Annotated in this window: 18 protein-coding genes; 8 read left to right on the top strand and 10 right to left on the bottom strand. The window is 37.4% G+C overall.

From position 1 onward, the window contains the following. Nucleotides 1-85 precede the first annotated feature (85 nt). From gspM to AC2G3J_RS07615, 5 genes are all read right to left on the bottom strand, one after another. The gene (gene gspM, locus AC2G3J_RS07635; protein ID WP_419820286.1) at nt 86-565 is read right to left on the bottom strand and encodes a type II secretion system protein M; all 480 of its coding nucleotides are present in this window, start codon (nt 563-565) and stop codon (nt 86-88) included. Next, entirely contained in the window at nt 565-1,707 is a 1,143-nt protein-coding gene (gene gspL, locus AC2G3J_RS07630; RefSeq protein WP_336954254.1) for a type II secretion system protein GspL, read from the bottom strand. The genes gspM and gspL overlap by 1 nt, the downstream gene beginning before the upstream one ends. Nucleotides 1,708-1,745: 38 nt before the next feature. Further along, on the bottom strand, nt 1,746-2,201 hold the full coding sequence (locus AC2G3J_RS07625) for a SixA phosphatase family protein (RefSeq protein WP_336954255.1): 456 nt from the start codon (nt 2,199-2,201) through the stop codon (nt 1,746-1,748). 91 nt (nt 2,202-2,292) lie between these two features. Next, on the bottom strand, nt 2,293-3,366 hold the full coding sequence (locus AC2G3J_RS07620; RefSeq protein ID WP_336954256.1) for an NAD(P)H-dependent glycerol-3-phosphate dehydrogenase: 1,074 nt from the start codon (nt 3,364-3,366) through the stop codon (nt 2,293-2,295). 75 nt (nt 3,367-3,441) lie between these two features. Then, on the bottom strand, nt 3,442-4,017 hold the full coding sequence (locus AC2G3J_RS07615) for a nitroreductase family protein (RefSeq protein WP_336954258.1): 576 nt from the start codon (nt 4,015-4,017) through the stop codon (nt 3,442-3,444). Nucleotides 4,018-4,343: 326 nt separating this feature from the next. Between AC2G3J_RS07615 and AC2G3J_RS07610 the strand changes: the two genes are divergently transcribed. After that, a complete protein-coding gene (locus AC2G3J_RS07610; RefSeq protein ID WP_004719430.1) occupies nt 4,344-4,724 on the top strand; it encodes a hypothetical protein in 381 nt (126 codons plus the stop codon). A 93-nt stretch (nt 4,725-4,817) separates the two neighbouring features. Here the strand turns inward: AC2G3J_RS07610 and rhlB are convergent, their stop codons facing one another. Next, the gene (gene rhlB, locus AC2G3J_RS07605) at nt 4,818-5,969 is read right to left on the bottom strand and encodes an ATP-dependent RNA helicase RhlB (RefSeq protein WP_336954259.1); all 1,152 of its coding nucleotides are present in this window, start codon (nt 5,967-5,969) and stop codon (nt 4,818-4,820) included. A 106-nt stretch (nt 5,970-6,075) separates the two neighbouring features. Beyond that, a complete protein-coding gene (locus AC2G3J_RS07600) occupies nt 6,076-6,288 on the bottom strand; it encodes a cold-shock protein (RefSeq protein WP_004822370.1) in 213 nt (70 codons plus the stop codon). 382 nt (nt 6,289-6,670) lie between these two features. Here AC2G3J_RS07600 and AC2G3J_RS07595 point away from each other — a divergent pair, with 382 nt between their 5' ends. The 7 genes from AC2G3J_RS07595 to AC2G3J_RS07565 all read left to right on the top strand — a co-directional run bounded on the left by AC2G3J_RS07595 (nt 6,671) and on the right by AC2G3J_RS07565 (nt 10,983). Next, entirely contained in the window at nt 6,671-6,910 is a 240-nt protein-coding gene (locus tag AC2G3J_RS07595) for a sulfurtransferase TusA family protein (protein ID WP_419327820.1), read from the top strand. A gap of 138 nt (nt 6,911-7,048) precedes the next feature. Then, nucleotides 7,049-7,918, top strand: a complete 870-nt coding sequence (rpoH, locus tag AC2G3J_RS07590) for an RNA polymerase sigma factor RpoH (protein ID WP_336954260.1) — start codon at nt 7,049-7,051, stop codon at nt 7,916-7,918. A 174-nt stretch (nt 7,919-8,092) separates the two neighbouring features. Beyond that, nucleotides 8,093-8,458 (top strand): DUF423 domain-containing protein, encoded by a 366-nt coding sequence (locus tag AC2G3J_RS07585; RefSeq protein WP_483770899.1) that lies wholly within the window; start codon nt 8,093-8,095, stop codon nt 8,456-8,458. 50 nt (nt 8,459-8,508) lie between these two features. Continuing rightward, nucleotides 8,509-8,706 (top strand): sulfur carrier protein ThiS, encoded by a 198-nt coding sequence (gene thiS, locus AC2G3J_RS07580; protein WP_336954262.1) that lies wholly within the window; start codon nt 8,509-8,511, stop codon nt 8,704-8,706. A 14-nt stretch (nt 8,707-8,720) separates the two neighbouring features. Next, on the top strand, nt 8,721-9,521 hold the full coding sequence (locus AC2G3J_RS07575; protein WP_336954263.1) for a thiazole synthase: 801 nt from the start codon (nt 8,721-8,723) through the stop codon (nt 9,519-9,521). A 77-nt stretch (nt 9,522-9,598) separates the two neighbouring features. Continuing rightward, nucleotides 9,599-10,279, top strand: coding sequence for a hypothetical protein (locus AC2G3J_RS07570; protein ID WP_336954264.1), 681 nt, complete (start codon nt 9,599-9,601; stop codon nt 10,277-10,279). Further along, nucleotides 10,279-10,983 carry a hypothetical protein gene (locus AC2G3J_RS07565; protein WP_336954265.1) on the top strand — a complete coding sequence of 235 codons (705 nt, stop codon included), beginning with the start codon at nt 10,279-10,281 and terminating at the stop codon, nt 10,981-10,983. The genes AC2G3J_RS07570 and AC2G3J_RS07565 overlap by 1 nt, the downstream gene beginning before the upstream one ends. 220 nt (nt 10,984-11,203) lie before the next feature. Here the strand turns inward: AC2G3J_RS07565 and AC2G3J_RS07560 are convergent, their stop codons facing one another. The 3 genes from AC2G3J_RS07560 to AC2G3J_RS07550 form a co-directional block, all read right to left on the bottom strand. Then, nucleotides 11,204-11,518, bottom strand: coding sequence for a putative quinol monooxygenase (locus AC2G3J_RS07560; protein WP_419820284.1), 315 nt, complete (start codon nt 11,516-11,518; stop codon nt 11,204-11,206). A gap of 48 nt (nt 11,519-11,566) precedes the next feature. Next, on the bottom strand, nt 11,567-12,148 hold the full coding sequence (locus AC2G3J_RS07555; RefSeq protein WP_336954267.1) for an NAD(P)H-dependent oxidoreductase: 582 nt from the start codon (nt 12,146-12,148) through the stop codon (nt 11,567-11,569). 204 nt (nt 12,149-12,352) lie between these two features. Further along, complete coding sequence (locus tag AC2G3J_RS07550) at nt 12,353-12,964, bottom strand: glutathione binding-like protein (RefSeq protein WP_004719407.1); 612 nt, start codon at nt 12,962-12,964, stop codon at nt 12,353-12,355. Nucleotides 12,965-13,053 lie beyond the last annotated feature (89 nt).

Below are 13,053 nucleotides of genomic sequence, written 5' to 3'. Positions count from 1 at the left end.
ACAAAAGTCTACTGCTTTTTAAGTTGCCATATTATAGGCACAGTATGTTGAAAAGGCTATGCTTGAACTGTGTTTATTTTCGCTACTACTGTACCGTCGCTGTTAATTTAATCTGCCCACCTTCTTTGGCTAACTCCATCTTTTCCAAACTTACACCCATTTGGGCAATTTGGGTTAAAAAGTTTGCTAAAACGGCATAGTTTTGATGTTGTGCAATAATCTGAAATTGCTCACCCACTTGCTGCGAGGCAACCGAAAGCCCTTGTTGTTGTGCTACACGTTGAATTTTATCTGCGGTGGTTAAAGCCAAGTCATCTGCAGGCTTCATAGTCACCACATTACTTTGCATCCAAACCACAAGATCTTTCATCTGATTTAAACGTGCTTGCTGTTTTTCGGCAGCTTTATGGGTGTACCACAATGCCGCACCCACAATTGCCACAATGACAAAAATCGTAGTGAAAATAACCATGACACGTTCACGTGGTGATATTTTTTCTAAATTATCTGCGATTTTCTCAGACCATATATCCAGTCGATTTTGCACATTTTCCATTGTTTTCATTATTGTATCTTCACCAAACCAACGACAGATGCACCTTGCGTCTGAACATTACCTAATTCCGCTTTAAAGCCCTGTTGATTCAGTTGCGTTACCAAGGTCTGTAAGCCTTCAGCATTTTTCGCCACCAGATCCATATTTAACACAGCTGTATCATAATTCACACGACTGGCAATGATCTGATGTTGCATCAGAATAGGCCCAACACGGCTGAGTAATTGTAAAGCTTGCGTATTGGCACTCTGACTAAGTGCTAATTTATTTTTAAACTGACGCTCTACAGACTCTTCTGTAATCCGTTGCTCATTTGGAAACCACTTTTTGTACTGATCCACTGCAATTAAAGCAGTTTGATCCGCAACTTTCTTTAGTTTAATCCAACGCAAAGCATCATAACTCAATTGCGCAATGATCAACACAACCACCAATACTGCACAGGCTTGCCAATAACGAGAAACACCTTGATTGGCTTGCTTGGCTTTTGGCAATACATTATAAGGATGTTGTTTAGTTTTTTTGATTTCACTAAATTGATAATCAAAAGGCTCACGTTGATCCGCTGTAGCAATGGCAAATAAGCTGACCGCTTGCTCATCTGTCAATCCACTATATAGATAATTTTTTTCTCGATCAGCAAAATCTAAATATACACTGATATCATCAATCGAATTACCAAGAAACTCACCTTCTCGAACCAATAATTGCCCATTGATATTGGCCAAAATCGTCTGTCCAGCTTCTGGTGCGGGCAGCATCAAAAAGTCAGGTAATAAAGATACGATTTTTAACGGAATCAATGACAAGGAATGCTGCATTGTTGTGACAGCATATTGATGAATCCCCAATATTGAAACCTGATCCGGTTGTTGAAAGTATGAAAACACTTTCATCTGATCAATCGGCAAAATCACATATTCTTCTAATAAATATTTGACACCATCTACACCCAATTGTTTATATTGAGTTTTACTAAATTTCTGTTGAAGAATTTGCACTTCACGACTGGGGAAGAAAACCACAGCTTCTTCACCTTGGTAAAGTTTAATATCTTGTATTAATTGTTCTAGGGTCGAAGATTTAGTCCAATCACTTCCTCGAGACCACTGCCAAACCCCATTGGCTTCAGGCATCCATAAGTACAACATTTATCGTTTTCTGCCGTTAAGTTCTTTTAACAATGCTTTTATACAGTTGGAATAAAGGCTTTATCTTGTGTAGATAGACCATTTGCAATCACAGTTTGCTCATAGATACGAGCCTCTGCCAAGGCAAAAGGATTAAAATGTTCATGTGTCAACTGTTCAGCAATATGTGCAACAACATTCATATGACATACCACAACAATACGTTCAAATGGCAATTGTGACAACCACTCGATTGCTAATTTTGCATCATCATCTGGCTTTATTTTATCACAGACTAATACTGATACATCTGGGAAGTAAGTCTGTATGTGCGCCAATGTTTCTTGTGCTCTCAATAAAGTACTTACAACAAATACATCAGGCTGTACGTTTTGTTTTAAAAAATTAGCCGTTTGTTCTGCTTGTAAATGCCCGCGTTGTGTTAAAGGTCGTTTACTGTCCACCCCATTGACGGGTGGAGCTGCTTCACCATGACGCACCAAAGTCAGTTGCATAAGATTTCCTTTTAAATATTGCACTGATTATAACGAGGCTTTGTTACAAATCCATCTCTAAAGCTTGAAATATTGTCCTAACAACATGCCATTAAACTTCGTTATGTGGAAGGACAAACTCTACATCACTACGATGCCCATTCTTCATTAAAGAAACAGCAATATTGAGTGGTGGTGCACCGTCAAAAATAACCTCATACAACGCAGTTGTAATTGGCATATAGACATCCAACTCCTTTGCACGTGCATTGACTTGTACAATGGTATTGATCCCTTCAGCGGTTTGACCCAGTTCAGATGTTGCTTGTTCCAGTGTCTTTCCAGAACCCAAGGCAAAACCAACTTGATAATTTCGGCTCAACGGGCTATTACAGGTCGCAAAAAGATCACCAACACCAGACAAGCCTAAGAAGGTTAAAGGATTTGCACCCAACTTAACTGCAAAGCGGCTCATTTCAGCCAAGGCACGGGTTAAAATCATACTCTTGGTATTTTCACCGACTTTATAAGCTGCCGCCATTCCCATTGCAACAGCATAAATATTTTTAAGTGCCCCCCCCAATTCGACACCATGCACATCGTCACTGCCAAATACTCGAAACAAGGCACTATGCAGTGCTTGTTGTACGGCATAACGTACTAACTCACTATCACTGGCAATCACTGTACCCGCAGGTTGTCCTGCAACAATTTCTTTGGCTAAATTTGGCCCTGAAAGAACACCATAAGGAACTTCAGGAAGCTCCTCACGAATGATGTCACTCATAAAACTAAAGGTTTTTGCTTCAATCCCTTTGGTTAATGAAACAACGGCTTGCGCACTGATAAAAGGTTTAATTTGACGTAAAACATCACGAAAAGAATGACTTGGAATTGCGACCAGAATAATATCGCGATCACGCACTGCATCTTCTAGATTTGACTCAGCACGTAAGCCCGTCTCCAATTGAAAATCAGGTAAATAGCGTTTATTTACATGGGTTGCATTAATTTCGGCAGCTATACTTTCATCACGAATCCAGATCATGGTGTCGCAACCATTACGTACTGCTGTATTTGCCATTGCAGTACCAAAACTACCGCCACCCAGTACAGTCACTCGTAATGCTGTTTTCTGACCCAATACAATAGGTTCAACTAAATCTTTAAATTGTAAATCCGACATTTATTGTTATCCTAAAATGCTTATCCTAATAACCCAATGATTTTTTCAATCTGAAAATATCAATATTTTTTTGACTCAAGCTTGCCAAAAATGAACATATTGTGTTGTTTCAACCTCTGCACGCGAGGCAATCGCTTTTGCCGCTGTGCCAACATAAATAATGCCTGAAATCAAATCTCGCTCAGCTAAACCCAATGCTGATTTTAATAATTTAGATTCAACAACAGCCCCACTCCGCCACATTGTTGCGAAACCTTGTGCCTGCATCGACAATAAAAAGTTTTCAATTGCTGCCCCTGAACTCAGCGTTTGTTCAAAAAAAGGCACTTTAGGGTGGTCTTGGAATTTAGTCACAGCAAGTACTAAAATAGGTGCTCTAAAAGGATGAAGTTTTACTCGTTCAACTTGGGCTGGATCTAATTCACCTAAGTCAGCAATAGATTGTGCCAGTAATGCGCCAAATGCTTCACGTTGTTCAACATCCACTACAATAAATTGTGTTGGCTTTAAACGATGATGATCGGGTGCTGTTAAAGCGGCTTTAAATGCAATATTCAGTTGTTCGTGTGAAGGTGCTGGTTCAACCAAATGACCGACTGATTGACGTTGATGAATATTGTCATGTACTGCTTTGAAATTTAAATCTGACATTGACCTATCTATTATCTAGTTAATTTCACTTGTTTCAAGATTAGCATAATCTAAAATCATTAAGCTATCTCCAACAAAATTTACTTAGCATCTATCAATAATGCATACAACTTATTGTTAGGTTATCAATGATCATGATTGCTCACAAAAAAAATGCCTTCAATACCCTGTGGCTTTAAAAATAAAGCCAAATCATCAATAAACTCAAAAAAAACTGCAAAATTTATACATGTTTCTCAATATTTAGCCCACATTCTATGCTCAAATTATAACTAATTTAAAAGCACTATCTTTTTAATTTTTAGTACAGGAATTTGAGAATCAATATGAATAAATTAACAACGATCACTTTACTTGCTAGTTCAGCATTACTCTTCACAGCATGTGCATCAAATCCAACACAAACTTTAGCGATTCAAAAAGCAGATAACCAGTATGAAGTTACTGGCTTAGGTAAAGATCAAATTACGGCAAAAAACAATGCCATTACTGCAGCAAACAAGGCTTGTGGTAAAAAAGGTGCGCCCGTCTTGGTTGATGAAAAAACTGAATACCATGGCAGCTTAAAAGGTGTAGTCGATGAACAAACTGGAAAAATGATCACTGCAGCAGCAGGCGTATTAGGTTCAGTGATGGGCAAAAATTACGGTATTGAAAAAGATACTGACTATCAAACAACTCTGACCTTTAGCTGTAAAGCAAGTTAATCCGTTTAGTCTTCTAAATTAAAAATAGCCATTAAAAAACCCACTTTAAATAAGTGGGTTTTTTACGCACAATCCGATAAAGAAACAAAAAACCTAGCAATAACCTTCTAGTCGAGTTAAAGGCAATTTTTGTCCAATCGCTTTCTCAATAGTCGGTAAATTAAATGCATCATCTTCAGATAAGAAACTAATACTCACACCCTGCGTACCTGCACGACCTGTACGCCCAATACGATGTACATAATCATCTGACTGTTCAGGTAAAGTGAAATTCACCACATGAGATACGCCATCAACATGGATACCACGACCCGCAACATCTGTTGCGATCATAATATTATGTTGACCATTTTTAAATTGATCCAACATTTTCAAACGTTTATCTTGCGCTATTTCACCAGATAGCATCACCACCTTATAACCATCAGCTTTTAAATGGTCATAAAGTTTACGAACTTGATCACGCCGATTGGCAAAGATCATCACTTTTTCAATGGGTTCATCTGCCAAAATTTCACGTAATAATCGATATTTATCTTTCTTTTCGACCACATATACACGTTGTTCCACATCAGCATTGGTTTTCTTTTCAGGCTCAATTTCTACTGTAACTGGCTCACATAACCATTGTTGTGCAAGATTGAGAACATCATAGCTAAATGTTGCCGAGAACATTAACGTTTGACGCTGTTCTTTACGTGGAGAAAAACGCACAATCCTTTTAACTGATGGAATAAAGCCCATATCTAATAAACGGTCAGCTTCATCAATCACTAAAAATTCAATTTGATCTAACCAAACTTCTTTTTGTTCGGTGAAATCGATTAAACGACCTGGGGTTGCTACTAAAATATCGACAAAACCTTGATCCAATTGCTTTCTTTGTTTATCAAAATCTACACCACCAACCAAAGTCACGACATTTAGATTGGTATATTTGACCAAATCTTTTGCATCATTTTCAATTTGAATTGCCAGTTCACGTGTTGGCGCAAGAATCAATGCACGTGGCTCGCCCCGGAAACGTTGTTCTTGAATTGGGTTTGTGAGCAAATCATTAATAATACTGACTAAAAATGCTGCTGTTTTACCTGTGCCGGTTTGAGCACGACCAATTGCATCATGACCTGCTAAAGTATATTTCAATACTTTTTGCTGAATTGGGGTCATTTCTTTAAACCCTAAAGCATCAATCGCTTGTTTAAGTTGCGGATGTAAATTAAGGGTTTCGAAACCTGATGACATAAATACGAGCTCTAACTGTAGACACTTTTAATTGCGCCCATTATAAACAAAAAACGCCCCAATTTATAAGAAATTGGAGCGCCACTTAAATTTTAAAAATTTAAGATTAGTCTAAAGGCTGAACTTCTTCAGCTTGAAAACCTTTTTGACCTTGCACAACACTGAATTCAACGCGTTGACCGTCACGAAGTGAACGATGACCGTCACCTTGGATAGCACGGAAATGAACGAATACGTCATCACCGCCTGCGCGTTGGATAAAGCCGAAGCCTTTAGTGTCGTTGAACCATTTAACTACGCCTTGTTCACGAGCTGTCATAAGTTAATCCTCAGTTATTAAGAAAAAGGGACCACCCGGTGTTGCAAACAGCAGAGCAAACAAAGTTTTAAAATATTTTCTAATTTCAAAGCTTGTAATCATTCTGTAAAACTATTAACAAAATCCCGGTTACATCCATCTTGTAATAGGGTTTCAAAACAAGAATTGTTTCTGATAAATCCTAAATACGCAACGAGCTTAACATGGGTTTATGACAATTAATAGAATTTTTTTTGATAATTATTTTCGATATCAAGCGTGTTTTTTAAACAGCTTCACGATTATTTTTTATTTGTTGAAGAATCTTCCAATTTTTGTTGGGGTGTTTCAATAAACTTGGTAAAATATGCGTTCCATCACCCTATTGTTATCTTGCCAAAAAATGAATGAAACTTTAGGTCAGACACCTATTGAAATAAATTGTATGGGCAAACCCTGCCCAATGCCTCTATTAATGTTAAAACGTGAACTAAAAAGAGCATTGCCTAATCAAATATTTCTCTTAATGTCCTCTGATCCGCACAGCGAAATTGACATTACTCGTTATTGCGAGATCAATAAGATAACTTGCCAATTGACTAAACGATCAGAGCATGAATTTCATTACTTAATTGAATCTTAATTATTTTCGATTCAAATTATTTTTTGCAAATTTGCATATATTTTTACATTTCGATACCCAAATTTCCTTACTTATGTACAATATTCGAATTAAGATGAATACATTAGCTATACAACGAAATTCCTATAAGGAGAACCCATGAGTGACAGCAGCAATCAGTTGATGCCCCTGTCCTTATCTGCACCAGGTGTTAACTTAGGTGCTTATATCAGCACCGTAAATCAGATTCCAATCTTGACAGCTGAACAAGAAAAAGAGTTAGCTGATCGCTATTTTTACGATCAAGATTTAGATGCTGCGAAAATGTTAGTGATGTCTCACTTACGTTTTGTGGTGCATATTGCGCGCAGTTATGCGGGCTATGGTTTGCCACAAGGTGATTTAATTCAAGAAGGTAATCTCGGTTTAATGAAAGCAGTCAAACGCTTTGACCCGAATATGGGTGTACGTTTGGTGTCTTTTGCTGTGCACTGGATTAAGGCTGAAATTCATGAATATGTGATTCGCAATTGGCGTATTGTCAAAATTGCGACCACCAAAGCGCAACGTAAATTGTTTTTTAATTTACGTAGCCTAAAAAAATCGAGTAAAAAACTCACACTTGAAGAAGCAAAATCGATTGCCAACGACTTAAATGTAACACCTGAACAAGTCTTGGAAATGGAAGGTCGTTTAACTGCTTATGATGCTGCATTTGAAGCTCAAGGCGATGACGATGACGAAGGCTCAACCCATGTTGCACCAGCACTTTATCTTGAAGATAACCGCTATGATCCTGCCCGTTTAGTCGAAGAAGAAGATTACGAAGAACAAAGTACATCAGCTTTGCATAATGCCATGGAACAGTTAGATGATCGCTCACGCAACATCTTACAGCGCCGTTGGTTAGATGATGATAAATCGACCTTGCATGAACTGGCTGCAGAGTACAATGTATCTGCTGAACGTATTCGTCAGTTAGAAAAAAATGCTATGGACAAAATTAAAGTTGCCATGTCATCCAACTAAATCTTCAAAACTGTCTACATACAAGATAAAATTTAAATTTTCAATAAAAGGGCGACATGCCCTTTTATTTTGCCAGATATTTTTGTCAAATCTTTATTCTTAATAGATTTTGCCTTTAATCCCGCTTTGAAATTGTGTTAATGTTATGCGCAAATTAATGCAGATGACTGGCTTATGTGGATTGCAATTTCAGCACTGAATTTAGCGCTTGCAGTAATCTTAGGTGCATTTGGCGCACATGGTTTAAAAGCTCATGCAACTGAAGCTCAGTTGGTATGGTGGCAAACAGCAACCGATTATTTTTTCTACCATGCACTAGGTCTATTGGCATTGGCGATTCTCGGTAAAGTCATTCCACCACTTCCAATCAAAGCTAGCTTCTTACTCATCCAAATCGGTATTTTATTTTTCTGCGGTTCGCTTTATGTCATGGCACTAGGTTTACCACGAGGTTTAGGTGCAATTACACCCATTGGTGGAGCACTCATGATTGCAGGTTGGCTAGTTCTTGCATGGAACGCATTGAAATACGCTAAATAAATTTATTTTGATTTTAGACCTCACAATTTGCGCAATCGAATGGAATGTATATGCAAATTTTCTTAAATGGTGAGCCTCAAGAAACCGCTTGCCAAAATCTTTTACAACTGGTTCAGGAACTTTCACTCGAAGGTAAACGCTTTGCCGTAGAAATGAATGAAATGATCATTTCAAAAAGTAAACTTGAACTTACCCCTATTACTGAAAAAGACCGTATTGAAATCATTCACGCTGTCGGTGGCGGCTAATTTGGAGCTCTCCCATGCTAGATTTTCCTACTGAAAACTCCCCTCTTATTATCGGTTCTCGTACTTTTCAATCACGCCTTCTTGTTGGTACGGGTAAATACAAAGATATGCAAGAAACTGATTTAGCAATTCAAGCCAGTGGCGCTGAAATTGTGACTGTTGCGATTCGCCGAGTAAATATTGGGCAGAATCCAGATCAACCCAACTTACTGTCGATACTTCCTCCTGAAAAATATACCATTTTACCAAACACAGCCGGTTGTTTTGATGCCAATAGCGCAGTACGTACTTGTATGCTTGCACGTGAACTTTTAGATGGTCATAACTTGGTCAAATTGGAAGTATTAGGTGATGAGAAAACCCTTTATCCCAATATAACAGCAACACTTGATGCTGCTCGCACATTGATTGAAGATGGCTTCGAAGTGATGGTGTATACATCAGATGACCCTATTGTCGCCCAAGAACTCGAAAGCATGGGTTGTGTTGCGATTATGCCTTTAGGTAGCTTGATTGGTTCTGGTCTAGGCATTTTAAATCCACATACTATTTCAATTATTAAAGAAAATGCCAAAGTGCCAGTTTTGGTTGATGCTGGTGTAGGTACTGCGAGCGATGCCGCAATTGCAATGGAACTAGGTTGCGATGGTGTACTCATGAATACCGCGATTGCCGCTGCACAGCATCCAGTTTTAATGGCATCAGCAATGAAGAAAGCGGTTGAAGCTGGACGTGAAGCGTATTTGGCGGGTCGTATGCCACGTAAACGTATGGCAAATGCAAGCTCACCTGAAACAGGTTATTTCTTTAAATAATAGTTTGAATTGCCTAAAAGGATTTTCCGAAGTACTTTTAGGCTCAAAATATCTTGATACATTCATTGAGAGAGATCATGACTAAAATAATAAATACCACCCTTCTCCTGATCGCTTATTCATCGCTAAGTTTTGCAAATCAACCTTCCAACTCATTACAAAAATTTATTCCAAATAATTGGGAAATTCTTGCTCAAGCAGAGGGTGATTTGAATCAGGATGGTAGACAGGATATTGCTATCATCATTCAACCCAAAAATAAAAACCAGCACAATCGAAAGCTATTAGTGCTGTTTCGAAAAGATCAACAATTACAACTCAAGCTAAGTCGGCAAATTTCTAACTGGACCTATCGTTCAGAAGAACTCTGTATCGAAGATGCTTTAGATGATTCTACGTTGACGATAGAAAATCAACGCTTAGATGTGTTATTCAATACCATGTCATCTTGTAGCAATACATATGGCTTGATGTATACCTATGGGTTTAAACTGAAGAACAATCAATTCCACCTCATTGGATTTGATGTTTATGATTTAGATAAAATTAGTGGCAAACTAAAAGAAACCAGCCTTAACTTTCTAAGCAACAAAGCCAAAGTAACCACAACTCCAAATATCTTTGCACAAGTTGAAACGCCAGCCAAAATTGTTTGGAAAACACTGAGAACTTCGACAGGCTATACTTTGGAAAATATCCCTTGGGATAGTGAAGAATTTATTCATAACTTTAGCGTTAAATTTATTGGAGAAAAATAATGAAAAACAAAACTGGGTTACTTTTATTTTGTACATTAACAATATGCTCAGCTTTGGTTTGGGCAGACACCAATACCAAAGCTGACTATCAATCATTTGTCCCCAAAAACTGGAAAGTACTGAGTAAAGCACAAGGTGATTTAAATGGTGATCAACAAGCGGATCTTGCTTTAATTATTGAAAATACAGATCCAAAAAATATTGTGACAAATGAGGGATTAGGTAATCCTCAGCTGAATTTAAACAATCGAAAGTTATTAATTTTATTTAAAGGCCCTCAAGGCTATCGTCTTATTGCAAGTAATTCCTTGCTTCCTACTGAGGGAGATCAAGAATCACCCTGTCTTACTGACCCTTTAGGTGAAAGCGATCCACTCAACATCAAAAATGGATTAGTTAAAATTAATTTACATTATTGGCTCAGTTGCGGTTCATGGTCTGTCTATAACAACGCTTTTACTTTTCGTTATCAAAACCAGTCTTTTAAACTAATTGGTTACGATACAGATTACTTCCATCGCGCTTCTGGTGAAACCAGTGCGAAAAGTATCAATTTTCTAACAGGTAAAATTAAAAATACTACGGGAGGTAGTGCGTTTGAAAATCAGGATCAAGCTAAGCAAGTTTCTTGGTCTAAATTAAAGAACAGTTATTCACTTAAACTTGAGCAGATTAATTTTAAAGACTACGGTGAATTTGAATAGAACACTTTTCACATCTACCAACGATTCATAAAGCTGGGGAAGAATGTATGGAAGATACTCTGTATCTTCCATACAAAAGCAATAAGGCCAACACTCCCCCACAAAAGTAAACTAAACTACTTCGCTCCAACTCGGCTGGGTTGACTTTAGTATTAGATTCAATAATCAAGCTCGACATTTTGATTTATATATTTTTAATCTATCCAGCAATGTATAAATTTTAAAATCCATTGTTTAAAATACGGATTTTAACATCAGCAACATGCTCTTTTACTTCAAGTTGATAAGCTTGCATATGCTCAGTTTGCAAGTGTGCATTGAGAAGCTCAATACTTTCCCACTTTTCAAGCATCACAATCAAATCACAATCCTTGATTTGATAACTTACATCAACATCAGCGTCAACCAATAACTGATAGCCATGACAACCTTGCTCTTGTAATACTGTTGGGGTGATTTTCTTAAATGCTTGGATAATTTTATCTTTGTGTAATCCATTTGGATATGCGCGGATTTCAGCCACAATGGTCAACATTTTAAACTCCTTAAATTTTTAAATGAGATATTCAAAATACCAATTAATTTAAGCAAAAAGCTGCTGCAAATGCTGGCGATATGCTTGTTCATATTGCGCAATTTGCGGTGCTTTAATCACATCATTGACAATAAATGTTTCTAAGCTTTCCATCCCTAAAAATTGATTGGCTTTATGAAAAGGTAAATAAACACCATCTACACCAGCACCATGGAAAAATTGCTCAGGATCATCAAACGCTTGCAAGGGTGCATTCCAAGTTAATGACAACATATATTTTTTCCCCTGAATTAAACCACCTGAACCATATTTCTTGGCAGTATTAGAACGGCTACGACCATCATTGGCATATAAACGGCCATGACCAGTGGTAAAAACATCATCAATATATTTTTTCATGGTCCACGGTGCACCCATCCACCAACCTGGCATTTGATAGATCACTACATCAGCCCAGAGATATTTCTCCACTTCTTCTTGAGCATCGTAATTTGCATCAGTACGTGTCACCTTTACACTATGCCCCAAATCGGTAAGTACTGCTTTACCCAAGTCAGTCAGAGTATCGTTTAATTCACCCTTTGAATGTGCAAACTGTTTTGCACCATTTACGATTAAGATATTACTCATTGTTTACCTATGTTTTGCCAATACGTTTGATTTATGGCGCAACTATAGAGCTTATTTTTATTCCAAAAAACGCAAAAATAAACAAAACATTATTGATTAAAAATCAACAATAAATATCTAATTCTTTCTGCTTCTGCCCATTTCACTTTAATCAATTCAATAAAAAAGCACCCGTAGGTGCTTTGTAGCTCTATTCCACTATACTTAAGGAATTAAACCTTCATCACGCATTGCAATCTGTACAGATTGACGTTCAGCAACTTTATTACGTAATGCCACAATATTGGTAAATGGAGTTAGATCATGATGAATTGAATTCGACCAATTTGTCAGTACAAACAAGTACGCATCAGCAGGACCAAAGCGGTCATTAACCAAATAATCGTATTCAGACTCGGCAAGATAGTCATCTATATATTTCAACATCTTATCTATGGTTGCATAGCCACGTACTTTTTCATCTTCAGTGATTGCTGGATCAAAGAAGACAGCATATTCATCATGCAACTCTGAGTTTAAATAACCCAACCATTCTAAAACTTTAGCACGTCCCAAACCTGATGGTGGGATCAAATCTTGTTTAGGATCGTGTTGTGCAATAAAAGGCAGTACTGCAACATTTTCAGTTAAAAGTAACCCTGGATTGATTTCTAATGCGGGTACATAGCCTTTTGGATTGATTTCGTAATAATCTGCGCCCTTTTCTGTTTTATGCGTTTTTAAATCAACACGTTCTAGATCAAAATCAACATTAATTTCGTTGAGTAAAATATGGGCCGCTAAAGAACATGCACCTGGTGAATAATATAATTTCATATCTAATCCTTGTTATATGACTGTTTAAGTTGTAAATGGCTCAGATCACAATTTCAAGTCGTAAAACATAAAATTGCAAAAAGCATAAA

It is taken from the genome of Acinetobacter legionensis (assembly GCF_057165765.1).
The sequence above is the reverse complement of the archived record's forward strand: the minus strand, read 5'-3'. Positions and strand labels throughout refer to the sequence as shown.

Bases quoted from the DNA above. Each gene is read 5' to 3' on its own strand.
- AC2G3J_RS07615 (WP_336954258.1), bottom strand. From the start codon at position 4,017: ATGTCAGATTTAAATTTCAAAGCAGTACATGACAATATTCATCAACGT.
- rhlB (WP_336954259.1), bottom strand. From the start codon at position 5,969: ATGTCATCAGGTTTCGAAACCCTTAATTTACATCCGCAACTTAAACAA.
- gspL (WP_336954254.1), bottom strand. From the start codon at position 1,707: ATGTTGTACTTATGGATGCCTGAAGCCAATGGGGTTTGGCAGTGGTCT.
- AC2G3J_RS07620 (WP_336954256.1), bottom strand. From the start codon at position 3,366: ATGTCGGATTTACAATTTAAAGATTTAGTTGAACCTATTGTATTGGGT.
- AC2G3J_RS07625 (WP_336954255.1), bottom strand. From the start codon at position 2,201: ATGCAACTGACTTTGGTGCGTCATGGTGAAGCAGCTCCACCCGTCAAT.
- AC2G3J_RS07610 (WP_004719430.1), top strand. From the start codon at position 4,344: ATGAATAAATTAACAACGATCACTTTACTTGCTAGTTCAGCATTACTC.
- AC2G3J_RS07585 (WP_483770899.1), top strand. From the start codon at position 8,093: ATGTGGATTGCAATTTCAGCACTGAATTTAGCGCTTGCAGTAATCTTA.
- AC2G3J_RS07555 (WP_336954267.1), bottom strand. From the start codon at position 12,148: ATGAGTAATATCTTAATCGTAAATGGTGCAAAACAGTTTGCACATTCA.
- AC2G3J_RS07565 (WP_336954265.1), top strand. From the start codon at position 10,279: ATGAAAAACAAAACTGGGTTACTTTTATTTTGTACATTAACAATATGC.
- AC2G3J_RS07600 (WP_004822370.1), bottom strand. From the start codon at position 6,288: ATGACAGCTCGTGAACAAGGCGTAGTTAAATGGTTCAACGACACTAAA.
- gspM (WP_419820286.1), bottom strand. From the start codon at position 565: ATGAAAACAATGGAAAATGTGCAAAATCGACTGGATATATGGTCTGAG.
- rpoH (WP_336954260.1), top strand. From the start codon at position 7,049: ATGAGTGACAGCAGCAATCAGTTGATGCCCCTGTCCTTATCTGCACCA.
- thiS (WP_336954262.1), top strand. From the start codon at position 8,509: ATGCAAATTTTCTTAAATGGTGAGCCTCAAGAAACCGCTTGCCAAAAT.
- AC2G3J_RS07550 (WP_004719407.1), bottom strand. From the start codon at position 12,964: ATGAAATTATATTATTCACCAGGTGCATGTTCTTTAGCGGCCCATATT.
- AC2G3J_RS07595 (WP_419327820.1), top strand. From the start codon at position 6,671: ATGAATGAAACTTTAGGTCAGACACCTATTGAAATAAATTGTATGGGC.
- AC2G3J_RS07575 (WP_336954263.1), top strand. From the start codon at position 8,721: ATGCTAGATTTTCCTACTGAAAACTCCCCTCTTATTATCGGTTCTCGT.
- AC2G3J_RS07560 (WP_419820284.1), bottom strand. From the start codon at position 11,518: ATGTTGACCATTGTGGCTGAAATCCGCGCATATCCAAATGGATTACAC.
- AC2G3J_RS07570 (WP_336954264.1), top strand. From the start codon at position 9,599: ATGACTAAAATAATAAATACCACCCTTCTCCTGATCGCTTATTCATCG.